11 protein-coding genes and 1 pseudogene are annotated in these 12,482 nt (G+C 68.8%); 9 read left to right on the top strand and 3 right to left on the bottom strand.

Going from position 1 to position 12,482, the window contains the following annotated elements:
• Positions 1–52 precede the first annotated feature (52 nt).
• The 8 genes and pseudogenes from lptF to AVCA_RS20210 all read left to right on the top strand — a co-directional run bounded on the left by lptF (position 53) and on the right by AVCA_RS20210 (position 7,015).
• Positions 53–1,126 carry an LPS export ABC transporter permease LptF gene (gene lptF, locus AVCA_RS20175; RefSeq protein ID WP_012702918.1) on the top strand — a complete coding sequence of 358 codons (1,074 nt, stop codon included), beginning with the start codon at positions 53–55 and terminating at the stop codon, positions 1,124–1,126.
• The gene (lptG, locus tag AVCA_RS20180; RefSeq protein ID WP_012702919.1) at positions 1,123–2,193 is read left to right on the top strand and encodes an LPS export ABC transporter permease LptG; all 1,071 of its coding nucleotides are present in this window, start codon (positions 1,123–1,125) and stop codon (positions 2,191–2,193) included. The genes lptF and lptG overlap by 4 nt, the downstream gene beginning before the upstream one ends.
• 152 nt (positions 2,194–2,345) lie before the next feature.
• The gene (locus tag AVCA_RS20185) at positions 2,346–3,452 is read left to right on the top strand and encodes a CDP-alcohol phosphatidyltransferase family protein (RefSeq protein WP_236616280.1); all 1,107 of its coding nucleotides are present in this window, start codon (positions 2,346–2,348) and stop codon (positions 3,450–3,452) included.
• A complete protein-coding gene (locus AVCA_RS20190; RefSeq protein ID WP_012702921.1) occupies positions 3,445–4,413 on the top strand; it encodes a diacylglycerol/lipid kinase family protein in 969 nt (322 codons plus the stop codon). Before AVCA_RS20185 ends, AVCA_RS20190 begins: the two co-directional genes overlap by 8 nt.
• A gap of 9 nt (positions 4,414–4,422) precedes the next feature.
• The gene (locus AVCA_RS20195; protein ID WP_012702922.1) at positions 4,423–5,397 is read left to right on the top strand and encodes a hypothetical protein; all 975 of its coding nucleotides are present in this window, start codon (positions 4,423–4,425) and stop codon (positions 5,395–5,397) included.
• Between the two features lie 80 nt (positions 5,398–5,477).
• Positions 5,478–6,242, top strand: coding sequence for an aspartyl/asparaginyl beta-hydroxylase domain-containing protein (locus AVCA_RS20200; RefSeq protein WP_012702923.1), 765 nt, complete (start codon positions 5,478–5,480; stop codon positions 6,240–6,242).
• A 299-nt stretch (positions 6,243–6,541) separates the two neighbouring features.
• Positions 6,542–6,667, top strand: a pseudogene (locus tag AVCA_RS26925) (KGG domain-containing protein); the annotation flags it as partial.
• A 141-nt stretch (positions 6,668–6,808) separates the two neighbouring features.
• Complete coding sequence (locus AVCA_RS20210; protein ID WP_231876266.1) at positions 6,809–7,015, top strand: DUF2795 domain-containing protein; 207 nt, start codon at positions 6,809–6,811, stop codon at positions 7,013–7,015.
• Positions 7,016–7,090: 75 nt separating this feature from the next.
• Here the strand turns inward: AVCA_RS20210 and AVCA_RS20215 are convergent, their stop codons facing one another.
• Both AVCA_RS20215 and AVCA_RS20220 read right to left on the bottom strand, forming a co-directional pair.
• Entirely contained in the window at positions 7,091–7,858 is a 768-nt protein-coding gene (locus AVCA_RS20215; protein WP_012702926.1) for an aspartyl/asparaginyl beta-hydroxylase domain-containing protein, read from the bottom strand.
• Between the two features lie 69 nt (positions 7,859–7,927).
• The gene (locus tag AVCA_RS20220; protein WP_012702927.1) at positions 7,928–10,267 is read right to left on the bottom strand and encodes an ELM1/GtrOC1 family putative glycosyltransferase; all 2,340 of its coding nucleotides are present in this window, start codon (positions 10,265–10,267) and stop codon (positions 7,928–7,930) included.
• A gap of 181 nt (positions 10,268–10,448) precedes the next feature.
• Between AVCA_RS20220 and AVCA_RS20225 the strand changes: the two genes are divergently transcribed.
• Positions 10,449–11,267: a metallophosphoesterase family protein gene (locus AVCA_RS20225; RefSeq protein WP_175555892.1), complete on the top strand. Its 819-nt coding sequence runs from the start codon at positions 10,449–10,451 to the stop codon at positions 11,265–11,267.
• 29 nt (positions 11,268–11,296) lie between these two features.
• Here AVCA_RS20225 and AVCA_RS20230 read toward each other — a convergent pair whose 3' ends face one another.
• Positions 11,297–12,370 carry a phosphotransferase gene (locus tag AVCA_RS20230; protein WP_012702929.1) on the bottom strand — a complete coding sequence of 358 codons (1,074 nt, stop codon included), beginning with the start codon at positions 12,368–12,370 and terminating at the stop codon, positions 11,297–11,299.
• Positions 12,371–12,482 lie beyond the last annotated feature (112 nt).

Below are 12,482 nucleotides of genomic sequence, written 5' to 3' on the forward strand. Positions count from 1 at the left end.
CTTCCATGGCCGGGCGCATGAGACGACTGGCAAGGAGAAGGTTCGAGTATTCATGCTTCTGATCGAGCGCTACGTCATTTCCGAGGCACGCCGGCCGCTGCTGGTCATGCTGGGGATCCTCACCTCCATTTTCGCGGCCTATTCCGCCGAGCGCTATCTGGGCGAGGCCGCCAACGGCACCCTGTCCCCCGAGGTGGTTTTCGACATCGTCGTATACAAGGTCATGATCGCCCTGGAGGTACTGGTGCCGGTGGCGCTGTACGTGTCGGTGGCCCTCGGTCTGGGTCGCCTGTATCACGACTCGGAAATAACCGCCGTGGCCGCCGCGGGCATGAGCCCGCTGCGGCTCTACGGAGCGGTGGCCATCCTGGCGCTGCCGATCGCCGTGGGCGTGACCGCCCTGTCCCTGTATGGGCGGCCCTGGGCCTACGCCAATGCCTATCAGCTCGAACAGGAATCCAAGACCGAACTGGACATCGACCACCTGCTGGCGGAACGCTTCAACATCAACGCGGAAAACGGCCGGATGATCCTCGCCGAGCGCGTCGACCGCGCGACCGACAGCTTGCAGGACGTCCTGATCTTCGACGGCGGCGAGAGCCGGACCCGCCTGTACCGCTCCCAGGAAGCCCGGATCGCCGATCCCGACCCCGACGATCCGGTCGTGGAGATGACCAACGGCACCGCCTATTCGCTGCAGCACGACGGCACCCAGGACAAGCGGATCGAGTTCAAGCGGTTGAACATCCACCTCCAGCCGCTGGAGACGAATATGGAATCCCGCCGCAAGGCCGCCTCCTGGCAAACGCTCGAGGCCTCCGCCGGGCTGCCCGAACAGGCCGAGCTGCAATGGCGCGAATCCCGCGGCGTCAGCACCTTCATCCTGGCCCTGCTGGCCATTCCGCTCAGTCGCACCGCGCCCCGCCGCGGCCGCTTCGCCACCCTGCTGCCGGTCACCGCCGTCTACGCTGTGATCTTCTACGCCGGCGACATCTGCAAGAGCCTGGTGGGGAACGGCTCGCTGCCCCTGACGCCCGGACTCTGGCTGGTGCCCCTGGCCATGGGACTGGTCCTGCTGGCCCTGATCGTCCGCGAGCGGGCCATCGTCCGGGTGAAGAGCCGATGAGGATTCTCGAACGCTACCTGCTGGGCAACCTCCTCCTCGGTTTCGCGGCCGCGGCGGCCCTGCTGCTGCCGCTGTTCAGCACCCTGGACCTGGTCGGCGAACTCGACGACATCGGCGACGCGGGCTATCGCCTGGGGCAGGCGCTCCAGGTCACGCTGATGACCCTGCCGCGTCGCGCCGTCGAGCTCGGCCCCTTCATCGCCCTGCTGGGCGGCATCGCCGCCCTCGGCCAGCTCTCCATGAGCCAGGAACTCAGCGTCCTGCGCACGGCGGGCGTCTCCGCCACCCGCATAGGCCTCACCGCCCTGCTGGCCGGCACGCTGCTGGCCGGAGGGCTCGGCGCGCTCGACGAGTTCGTCGCCTCGCCCCTGCAGCAGAAGGCCATAAAGTTGCGGGCGTACGCCAAGCCGGACAACGACAAGGACGACAGCATCTGGGCGCGCAAGGACGGTCAGGTCGTGCGCATCGGCAGCCTGGCCACCGGGCGCGTCCCCAACCACCTGGAAATCTTCCGCTTCGACGAAAGCAATCGCCTGCAGGAATACATCCTCGCCGACCGCGCCGAGATCCAGCCCGGCGGGCTCTGGCAGCTCCACGACGTCCGCCTGAAGCGCTGGAGCGACGAGGGAGAAAGCGTCGAGCGGCTCGAACGGCTGGAATGGCGCGCCATCCTGCCCGACAGCCGCCTGGACGAAGTGACCCTGCCGCCCGCCAGCCTTTCGGCACGGCAACTGCGCGGCTACGTGCACTTCCTGCAAAATACCGGGCAGCCGTCGATCCAGTTCGAGATCGCCCTCTGGCAGAAGCTGGGCGTGCCGATCCTGACCCTGGCGATGATCCTGTTCGCGCTCCCCTTCACCTTCGCGCCGGTGCGCTCCACAGGACTCGGCAGCCGGCTGGCGCTCGGCGCGGTCATGGGACTGCTGGTCTACATCGGCAACGAGAGCCTGGTCAGCCTGGGCCAACTGCTCAAGCTGAACGCCATGCTGGTCGGGCTGCTGCCGGCACTCGTCCTGCTCGGCATGGCCCTGGCCCTGGTGCGCCGCTTCGACCGGGGCAAACCCTGACGGCGATCGCCGTGCAGGCACCGAAAACTCCAAGCATGCTTCTATGAAGCCGACACTCCGTTCAAGGCAAAGACATGACGATATACGTCCATCTGGTGGGCAGTTGCAGCGTACATCTATGGGGATTGAGCTCCCGGGAAAGGCTCGAGCGAATGCTTCGCAAACACCCCAGGGCCCGTCTGTGCGGACCGGATGAAGCCCTGCCGCAGAGCGGAGACGTACTGCTCCTGCGCGAAGACTACCTGTACGACCCCCGGGTGCTGCGCGGTCTCCTGGATGCGCAGGAGGTCGCCCTGCAGGACCCGCGCGACGGAAGCATAGTCGCGGCGCGCCTAGCCGCCGAGAGCCTGGCCGGAACGCCGCGGCTCGACGGTCCGGCGCTCGACGGTCTGCGCCGGGTACGCCCGGATACGGTGGCCTCGGGCCTGCAGGCGCAACTGCGCAAGTTCGATCCGCCCTGGGTCACCCGCATCATCGAGGGCGAGCGCGAGCACCTGGAAAAATCCCTGTTCAACGGCGCCTACAAGGGCGTCACCGACTTCATCACCCGCGGCGTCTGGCCGGTGCCGGCGCGCTGGGTCACCGCCTGGTGCGTGCGGCTGGGACTGAGCCCCAATCAGGTCACCGCCGCCAGCTATGTGCTGGCGATCCTCGCCGGCTACTGGTTCTGGCAGGGGCAGTACGGCGCGGGCCTGATCGCCGGCTGGATCATGACCTTCCTCGATACGGTGGACGGCAAGCTGGCGCGCGTCACGGTCACCTCGACCCGCTTCGGCAACATCTTCGACCATGCGCTGGACCTGGTGCATCCGCCGATCTGGTACGTCGCCTGGGGGATGGGGCTGGGAGCGGCCTGGGGCTTCGACACCCCCCTGGCCACGGTGCTGTGGATCATCTTCGCCGGCTATGTCGCCGGCCGCCTGTGCGAAGGCGCCTTCAAGTTCGCCGCGCCCTTCTCGCTGTTCCTCTGGCGTCCCTTCGACTCCCTCAACCGCCTGGTGACCGCCCGCCGCAACCCCAACCTGCTGATCCTCACCCTGGCCTGGGCGCTGGGCGCCGACGACGTCGGCCTGCTGCTGGTCGCACTCTGGACGGTGGTGTCCACCCTGGTGCTGGGCGCACGGGTGCTCTGGGCGCTGCTGCTGCGCTGGCGCGGCGCGGACCTGCAGCCCTGGCTGAGCCAGATCGACCTGCGCGCCGAGGGCCATCGCCCGATCGTCCGCCTGTTCGCGCCGCGCTCCGGACTGAGCGATGCCTGAGGCCGGAGCCCGGCCGGCACGCATCGGCATACTCCTGAACCCCGACAGCGGCCGCGTCCGCCGGCGGCTGCCGGCGCTGCGCCGGATCGCCGCCGCGTTGCCCGCCGCCCTGCTGCAGGAGGTCTCCGGGCCCCGCGAAATCGAGCAGGCATTGCGGCTCTGGCAGGCCGGAGCGCAGGACCTGGTGGTGATCCTGGGCGGCGACGGCACCCTGCAGGCCACCCTGACAGCGCTGCTCAGGAAGTCGGCCGGCGACCTGCCCGCCCTGCTGGTGGTGCCGGCGGGAACGACCAACATGAGCGCGGGCGATCTCGGCGCCCGCCTGCGCCCCGAGGCCGCCCTGCACGCCCTGCACGCCTGGCTGCAGGGCACCGGACCGGCGCCGAGAACGGTGGAGCGGGCGGTGCTGCGGATCGACGGCGAAACCGGCCGGGACTCGCAGTTCGGCATGTTCTTCGGTGCCGGCGCCATCCTCGGCGGCGTGCGCTACTTTCACCGGCATATCCGGCCGACCGGCGTGCGCGGCGCACTGGGGCCGGCGCTGGCCTTCGCCCGCATGCTGCTCTCGCTGCTCGGCAACCGGCCGCACCCGCTGCTGCCGGCGATGCGGGCCCGGCTGAGCACGGCGAGCGACGACTGGCACGACGACTGGCTGCTGGTGCTGGCCTCGACCCTGGACCGCTTGCTGGTCGGCTGCCGGCCCTATTGGGGCGAAGACCGGGCCCCGGTGCATTTCACCGCGCTCGCCCATCGCCCGCGCCGTCTGCTCCGGGTGCTGCCAGCCCTGCTGTGCGGACGCGGCGCGAAGGTCGCCCGCGAACACGACGGCTATCTCAGCCGCAATCTCGATGCGCTCGAGCTGAGCGGTCCCGAAGACTTCCTGCTCGACGGCGAGCTGTTCGAGGCCCGGGAGTCCATTCGCCTGTCCAGCACGCTCCCGCTGCGTTTCTCGACCTTTTGAGGCCGGCCGATGCCGATACCCGATACGCAACTCCTGCCCGCACCGCCGCCGGCCCTGCTCGCCGAGGTCGCCAGCCAGTGCGCCCTGCCGGTCGGCGAAGAACTGCAACCACTCGTCGCCGAAGTGCACACGCGCTTCGACGACGCCCTGGTGGCACTGCTGTTCTACGGCTCCTGCCTCCGCGGCGGCGATCCGGGCGAAGGCCTGGTCGATCTCTACGCGATCGTCGACGACTATTCCCGCGCGCACCCCAGAGCGCTGCTGCGCCTGGCCAACGCCTGGCTGCCGCCCAATGTCCTGCTGCTGCGCACGCATGCGGCGGACGGCCGCATCCTGCAGGCGAAATGCGCGGTGCTGTCGCTGGATGATCTCGAACGGGGCACCGCTCTCTGGTTCCAGAGCTACCTGTGGGGGCGCTTCGCCCAGCCTGCGCGGCTGATCCATTGCCGGGACGCGCCAACCGAACGACGGGTGCAGGCGGCGCTGGCCCGCGCCGTTCTGACCCTGCTGGAGCGGACCCTGCCCTGCCTGGAGGCGCGCTTCGACAGCGAGACGCTCTGGCAGCGGGCGCTGACGCTGAGCTACAGCTGCGAACTGCGCCCGGAAGCCGCCGACCGTCCGGCCCTGCTGGTACGCCACGACCGCGAACATTACCGGCGCCTGACTGGAGCCGCCGCGCCGGCCCTGGCCGGCCTGGAAGCCGTCGCCGGCGAAACCGACCTGTATTGCAATCGCCTGTCCGCCGCCGCCTGCCGGCAGGGCCGCAGGCGCTGGCGACTGAGGCGCCTGCAGGGACGGCTGCTGAACGTGGTCCGCCTGGTGAAGGCCTCCTTCACCTTCGAGCAGGGCGTCGACTACGTCGTCTGGAAGCTGCAGCGGCATCTCGGGCAACCCATCGAGGTCAGCCCCCGCCTGCGCCGCCATCCGCTGATCTTCGGCTGGCCGCTGCTCTGGCGGCTGCTGCGGGAACGGCGCCTGCGCTAGCGCCGGGAACGCCGCCATACTTGCATAAACGCCTTACATATCGCCGACTCGGCTCATTCATTCCGGTAAGGAGGTACTACGTGGGACAGACCAAAGAAGAGATCGCCGTGGAGCCCAAACGCAAACGAAAGCATCGTCCCAGCGTCGCCATCGGCTTCTGGATCATCAAGCGCCTGGAGAACCTGATCAGACGCTATTCGATCCTCGGCAATCCGCCGTTCTTCGATACCCGCGACTTCTCCTGGGTCCCCACGCTGGAGGCCAACTGGGAGGTCGTGCGCCGCGAACTCGAACAGGTTCTCCAGGATCGGGAACGCTTGCCGAACTTCCAGGACATCTCCAAGGATCAGCGCAGCCTCACCCAGGACGACCTCTGGAAGACCTTCTTCCTCTACGGCTACGGCTACAAGATGGAAGGCAACTGCAAGCTGTGCCCGGAGACGACCAGGCTGGTCGAGTCGATCCCGGGGATGTACACCGCCTTCTTCTCGATCTTGGCGCCCGGCAAGACCATCCGCGAGCACCGCGGCCCCTATAACGGTCTGCTGCGTGCCCACCTGGGGCTGATAGTGCCGGAACCCAGGGAAAACTGCCGGATCCGGGTGGGCGACCAGATCCGCCAGTGGGAACCCGGCAAGTGCATGATCTTCGACGACACCTACCGGCATCAGGTGTGGAACGAAACCGACGGCACCCGCGTCGTGCTGTTCCTCGACGTGCAGCGGCCGCTGGCCTGGCCGGGCAGGCTGCTCAACAAGCTGGTTCTCCAGCTCATCCGCTGGTCGCCCTTCATCCAGGACGCGCGGCGCAACCACCGCGCCTGGGAAGAGGGACTGGAGCGCTAACCGCGTTCACCGGGACAGGCCCCGCTCCTTGCCGAAGAGCGGCCTCTCCCGGCCACCCGCCCTGACCGCCATCGAGGGCTCATCTGCCGGCGGTCAGGAAAACCACGCGCTATCGGTCGCCGGGAATCTCGACGACTTTCCCGTGGTTCGTCCATTCGTCGGCGGCAAGCGGCGGGTATCCCGGCGCCATGAACTCCTGATTTGCACCGCCTTCTCAAACCTTGAAGGTTCTTTTCGAACGAGCCATGCCCGGAAAGTCCGTCCGGATGGCAATCACGACGAAAGAGCGGGAGAAGAATATGGCGGAGAAAAAACGCGACATGAGCGTAAGCGAAGCGGGCCGCAAGGGCGGTGAAGCTACCGCGGCGACCCACGGCCGCGAGTTCTACGAGGAAATCGGCCACAAGGGCGGCGAGGCAGGTGGCAAGAAGGGCGGTCAGCGCGTCCGCGAGCTGATCGAAGAAAGCAAGCGCCGGGAAGACGAGTCCTGAACCGCCCCTCGAGAATACCGGGACATGCGTCCTGGCGTGCCAGGAAACGATGGCAGCGCCTAACGGAGGTGAATCATGAGCAGAGGCATGGGCGGTCATTCCCCATCCAACATATCCCACCATCTGAAAGGCATCGACTTTCCGGCGGGAAGGCACGACCTGCTGAAACAGGCCGAACGCAATGGCGCCGACGAAGACGTGCTCGACACCCTCAAGCGAATGCCGGACGAGCGTTATGAAAGCATGGCGGACGTCATGAAGGGCTACGGCTCGGTGCACTGAGCCGGTCGCACGAAGCGGGCCGTCGGCCCGCTTCCGGGGAACAGGATTCCCCGCCGGGGTTCGCTCCTTTCCCGCTCAGTCGTCCAGCAGCTTGTGCGCCTTCTCCCAGGCGGCCAGGTTGCTGCGCGCCTCCTGAACGAACGGGCTGCGCCGCACCGCACCGAGAAACAGGTCACCCAGAAGGCGTCCGGGCAGGCGCAAGGGGCGCTTGAACTGGATCAGCAGCACCACGCGGGTCTGCTCCGTGTCGTTCCAGACCTCGTGGGGATAGGTGTCGTCGAAGACCATGCACTCCCCTTCCTTCCAACTGGCGGTCTGCTCGCCGACCTGGATGCGGCAGCGCTCGCCGGGCGTCGGCGTCACCAGCGCGAGGTGGCAGGTCAGGATGCGCTTGGTCACCCCGGTATGCCGCGGGATGTGCGCGCCGGGCCCCAGGATCGAGAAGAAGGCGCTGTTGAGTCCGGGCACCGCCGACAGGATCCGCGCCGTTTCCGGACACTGCTGGCAGCCGCTGTCGATCCGGTAGCCGTAGCCCCAGAGAAAATACGACTGCCAGACCTTGCTGGTGGCGATGCGCCGGTGATCCGGAGAAATATCGCGCAGGGCCGGAATCGGCGTGCCCTGCTCGAGCAGCCGGTCGAGCTCGGCGCGCACGACCGGCCAGGCGGCCTCCAGCTCGGCTATCCAGGGAAACAACCGCTTGTCGAAGAACTCCGGATCGCCCACCAGGGAATTGCGGGCCAGAAAGCGGTTGATCAACGGGCGCAGTTTTTTGCCGGTCCGGTACAAGGCGCTGCGCTTGACCTTGTCTTTCACTACCTCGGCTGAAGCCATTTCACTCATGCAGGCGTCCTGATTGCAGGCTGTGGAACGCGGCGGGCGACCGGGCGGAGCGGCCCGGGCGCCCGCCGCTCAAGAAACGGGGCGCTCCGCTTGCACAACCTCGCGGATCGCCTGGAGGGCGCGTTCGCGAGAGGCGGCAAGCAGCGCCGGTGAGAGTCCCGGCGGATGATCCAGCCCTTCCGGCAGGGGCGCCACGCCCAGGGCCAGGTGCACCTGCTCGACGCAACGCTCGCGCTTGACCCAACCCGCCGCGACCACCTCGTCATAGAGGCGCCCGAGCCGGTTCTGCTGTCTCGGCACGCCACGACTGCCGGCGACCCGCTCGATGACGCCCAGCCGCCGTTCGAGCGCATGCTGCAGGCGCGCCTTGCGATGCCGCTGCAGCGGCAGCGGGAACACGGCCACCGGCCGGCCGGTCATGCAGGCCTCGGTCAGCATCGAGACGCTTTCGCCGGTCACCACGAAGGCATCGGCCAGCGCCAGCAGCGCCCGGTAGGGATTATCGTCCGGGCTGCCGAAGCGATAGCTCCACAACGGCGCATCGATGGCCGCCAGCAGGGCGTCGGTCGCGTCCGCGGAGGTGCGCGGGCTGGTCGATACCAGCAACGAGCCGCCGCGGGTCCTGGCCGCGGCGCCGGCCTCCCGGCCCAATGTCGTGGCGGTCCGCTCGTCGAGCCGGTAGGGAATCGTGTCGCCGCCCACCAGCAGCGCGATCCAGGGCCGCGGCAGGTGGGCGAAACGCTGCCGCCAGGCGTCCAGCGTCGCCTCGTCGAGCGGGTGCTCGCCGATGAAGGGGGCCGGCAGGTCGACGACGTTGCCGCGCAGCGGCAGGCCGTACTGCGGGGTCGTCACCACCCGGTCGAAGCGGTCCAGCGACGCGCGCGGCCGGCCCAGCACCACCAGGCGCGCGTGGCCTTGCGACTGGCGCTGGATCTGGCGGGCCACGACGGCGGTGTGCCGGCCGGCGCTGAGCACCAGGTCCGGCCAGGGCGGCGACAGGGCGAAGCCGGAAGCATCCGCCCGCTTGATTTCGTAGGGCCAGCCGAGCGCCTCGGCGATGTCCGTCAACTGGGCGTTGTCGCCGGCGCGCGCGCCCTGCAGCACCCAGACCCTGGGCAGTTCCCGTCCGCCCCCGGTGCGCTGCGCGAAGTCCGCCCGGAAGCGCTGCGTGCGCCCCCGGCGATCCCGGCAATCGAGCTGCCAGCAACGATCCGGGTAGCGCAGCGCCACCCGGCGCACCAGCGTCCGCCAGCCGTCGAGGCTGCCGATCATGGAGCCCTCGGCGCCCAGTTCCGCCTTGACGAACACCCACTGGCAGCCGAGCCGGAACAGGCGATCCAGCAACCAGGGCAGATCCTCCACCGGCAGCCGTTCGAGGCCGTTCGCGATCACGGCGTCCTGCACCGGCAGGTCGTCGCGGCCGAGTTGCTCCAGCGACCAGCGCGGCAGCGACGGCTCGTCGGCGGCGCTCCAGGCGCCGACCAGCGCCGCTTGCCCGGCACCGAGCGCCCGCGCCTGGCGCAGCAGGTCCGCCGCCGGCTCCGCCGGCAGCCGCGCGGCCTGCTCGCAGCCAGCGGCGAAACCGGGGCTGGGGCTCGTCGCCGCGTAGATTTCATAGCCTTCGCGGTCCGCCGCCTGTTCGAGACTGAGGAAGTGTTCGGCGAGGGGATGGATCTGGTACGAGTACTGCTCGGGGGTGGGACGCCAGGGCTGCAGGTGCAGGGCCGTGTAGTGCAGCAGCTTGGTCTCGCCCGGGCGGAACTCGAAGTCGCGGGCGTGCCAGAGGGGATCGAGCGCGCCCCAGCGCCCCGGCTCGGCGGCCGCCTCGGCGCACAGGGCCTTCTTGGGTTCGCGGCAGGCCTTGGCGTAGGTCCAGCAGCGGATCATCCGCTCGCAGTCGATCAGCATCACCGCGGTGTCCTCGGGCAGCAGCGCCAGGTAGCCGTGCTCGCCCATGGGCTGGTCGAACAGCTCCGCGGGATCGGCGGTGAAGATCTGGTCGACGTCGGTGTAGATCGCCCGGCCCTGCCGTCCGGCGAGGTCCGGGATGGCGAAGCGGAAGTTGGTGAAGTTGGTGCGCCAGCCCTTGCGGTCGAAGCCCGGCAGGCCGGTCATGCGGTAGACCTCGTAGCGCCGCAGCGGGTCGCGCACCCGTTCGAGGGAATAGAAGAAGATGCGCTCGGCGCGATGCTGCGCCGGCTCGGTGCCGAGGAAGATCCGCACCGCCGGCGCCTCCGGCGCGCCGGGCCGGGCCTCCAGCACGACGGGGACGATGCGCGGCACCGCCGGCGGCTCGCCCTCGGCGGCCGCCCCGGAAGCGGCGGACTGCGGGCGAGAGTCCGGCGACCGGTGGTGGAAACCAAGGAGTTTCCGCACTGCCTTGTCGATTTTCAGTGCAAAGAAAGTCATGCGTCCTCTCATCCCTCGCGAGTACGGCGGCCGAGCCTTGGCCTGGCTACTTCCGCCGAATGTATGGTTCACTCATTGCGCGCACAGGTGGCGATGCTCCGGGCGCCCCTCGCGGGGCACGGCCATGTCATCCCGGCAGGTGCGCTCGATTTCCCCCTGCATTCGGGCGGCTCCCGGCACCATGACGCGCATCTTACACATTTCCGACACCCATTTCGGCACAGAACAGCAACCCGTGATAGAGGCCCTGGAGTCGCACGTACGCGAACAGGGCGCCGATCTGCTGGTGCTGTCGGGAGACATCACCCAGCGCGCGCGCCGCGAACAGTTCGACGCGGCCGTGGCCTTCGTCCGGCGCCTGGAGGACTGCGGCATTCCCCGCAGCCTGGTGATCCCCGGCAACCACGACCTGCCGCTGCACAACCTGCTGGCGCGATTCCTGTTGCCCTACGGCAACTACCGCCGCTGTTTCGGCTGGCAACTGGAGCCGACCTTCGAGAACGACGAACTGCTGGTCATCGGCCTGAACACGACCCATCCCAGGCGCCGCAAGGATGGCCGGGTGACCGATGCCCAGGTGCAGGCGGTCTGCGAGCGCCTGCGCCGCAGCGACCCGGACAAGCTGCGCATCGTGGTGGCCCACCAGCCCTTCGGCGCGATGCTGCCGTCAGACCTGAGCAACCTGCAGCATGGCGCGGAGACGGCACTGACGCGCTGGGCCGAGGCGGGCCTGGACATCGTGATGGGCGGGCACATCCACCTGCCCTACGTCCTGCCGCTGAGCGGCCAGTACCCCGGACTGGCGCGGGAGATCTGGACAGTGCAGGCCGGTACCGCGCTGTCCTCGCGGCTGCGCGGCAACCTGCCGAACTCGTTCAACCGGTTGCACCTCGGCGAGAACCCGGACAGACGGGTACGGGTCGAGCGCTGGGATTACCATCCGCCGACCGGCCGCTTCGTGCCCGAGGCGCATTTCGACCTGCATTGGCCGGCCCGCTGACCCCGGATGCGGGCGGGCCGGAAACCCGTTCAGTCCGGGGTCGCCAGCATGTCCTCGATGGATGCGATCAGTCGCCGCTCCCGTCGCTCGCCGAGGTCCGGAGTCTCGCTGGCCAGGTGGGAGGAAGGCCGATTCCGCGCCAGCTCCTGCAGGCGCCTTTCGAGGCCGGCCGGGTCGAGGGCGGCCCGTCGCTCCAGCAGGCGACGCCTGGAAAACGGTTTCTTGGTCGAATGGTCGATCAGCAGCGGCAACAGCCGCTCGGCGTCGGCCAGACTGGCCTCGTCTCCGATCAGGCGTCGCAACAGCCGGCATGCGGCCTGCGCCAGCCGCGGCGATGGCGCGCTGCGCTTGCCGTTGAGCTCGTGCAGGAACACGCCCAGGTGCAACGCCGTCGAGAGCGCCGCATCGGTGCCCATGGCCATCTGCCCGCAATCGATCACCCGCAACGGCGCTCGCGGCTCGGGCGAGACCATGACATTGCCGGGATGCAGGTCGAGATGGCAGATGCCGGCCCCGCGCAGCGCCGTCAGCACCTCCATCAACTGCCGAAGCAGCGTCCGGCGGCGCGCGGCGTCGTCCTCGTGCGCCAGCCAGACATCGCTGAACGCCTGCCAGCCGGCCAGATACTCCTGCAGCAGGATCTGCTGCACCGGCAGGCCGCAGCGGAAATACTCGCCGAAGGCGAAGGTCCCGACCCCGTGCACGGTACGCTCGTTCAGCGCCAGGTTGTGCGCCAGCTCGGCGGTGCCGTGGCTCACGCCCACCAGCGGACTGCTGCAACCCAGCAAAGCGCCGAGACGCTTGCGCGGAGTCAGCGCCATCTGCTTGACAAAATAGCCGGGCGAGTCCGGCGACTCCGGCGGCTGCAGCCGGTAGATGCGCCGCGACTTGTGTTTCTCCGCTCTTTCGCGAAGCAGCGTGATCCCCGCCGGATCGCCGTCCTGCAGGAAACGGTCGAGCAGGCGGGCCGGAACCTGCGCGGCTTCGTCGGCCAGCCACCAGCGCCACCCCGATCCGGAAAACACCAGCGGACCGGAAAACCGGGCGCCCAGAAAGTGCGGCCTCGGCCAGCCCGCACCGAAGCCTTCTGCATGAAACCTCATTCGCTCCATCCCGCTGCCATGAATCCGCCCGAGGATATGCCGCGAAAGGCCACTTCGTCGCCCCATTGGGTTACTCTGGCGGGGTTTGCGGTGCTGGTCGGGGTTTCAGCGC

The organism is Azotobacter vinelandii CA, assembly GCF_000380335.1.
In the GTDB taxonomy this organism is placed as follows: Bacteria; Pseudomonadota; Gammaproteobacteria; order Pseudomonadales; family Pseudomonadaceae; genus Azotobacter; species Azotobacter vinelandii.

Bases quoted from the DNA above. Each gene is read 5' to 3' on its own strand.
- lptF (WP_012702918.1), top strand. From the start codon at position 53: ATGCTTCTGATCGAGCGCTACGTCATTTCCGAGGCACGCCGGCCGCTG.
- lptG (WP_012702919.1), top strand. From the start codon at position 1,123: ATGAGGATTCTCGAACGCTACCTGCTGGGCAACCTCCTCCTCGGTTTC.
- AVCA_RS20185 (WP_236616280.1), top strand. From the start codon at position 2,346: ATGCTTCGCAAACACCCCAGGGCCCGTCTGTGCGGACCGGATGAAGCC.
- AVCA_RS20190 (WP_012702921.1), top strand. From the start codon at position 3,445: ATGCCTGAGGCCGGAGCCCGGCCGGCACGCATCGGCATACTCCTGAAC.
- AVCA_RS20195 (WP_012702922.1), top strand. From the start codon at position 4,423: ATGCCGATACCCGATACGCAACTCCTGCCCGCACCGCCGCCGGCCCTG.
- AVCA_RS20210 (WP_231876266.1), top strand. From the start codon at position 6,809: ATGAGCAGAGGCATGGGCGGTCATTCCCCATCCAACATATCCCACCAT.
- AVCA_RS20215 (WP_012702926.1), bottom strand. From the start codon at position 7,858: ATGAGTGAAATGGCTTCAGCCGAGGTAGTGAAAGACAAGGTCAAGCGC.
- AVCA_RS20220 (WP_012702927.1), bottom strand. From the start codon at position 10,267: ATGACTTTCTTTGCACTGAAAATCGACAAGGCAGTGCGGAAACTCCTT.
- AVCA_RS20225 (WP_175555892.1), top strand. From the start codon at position 10,449: ATGACGCGCATCTTACACATTTCCGACACCCATTTCGGCACAGAACAG.
- AVCA_RS20230 (WP_012702929.1), bottom strand. From the start codon at position 12,370: ATGAGGTTTCATGCAGAAGGCTTCGGTGCGGGCTGGCCGAGGCCGCAC.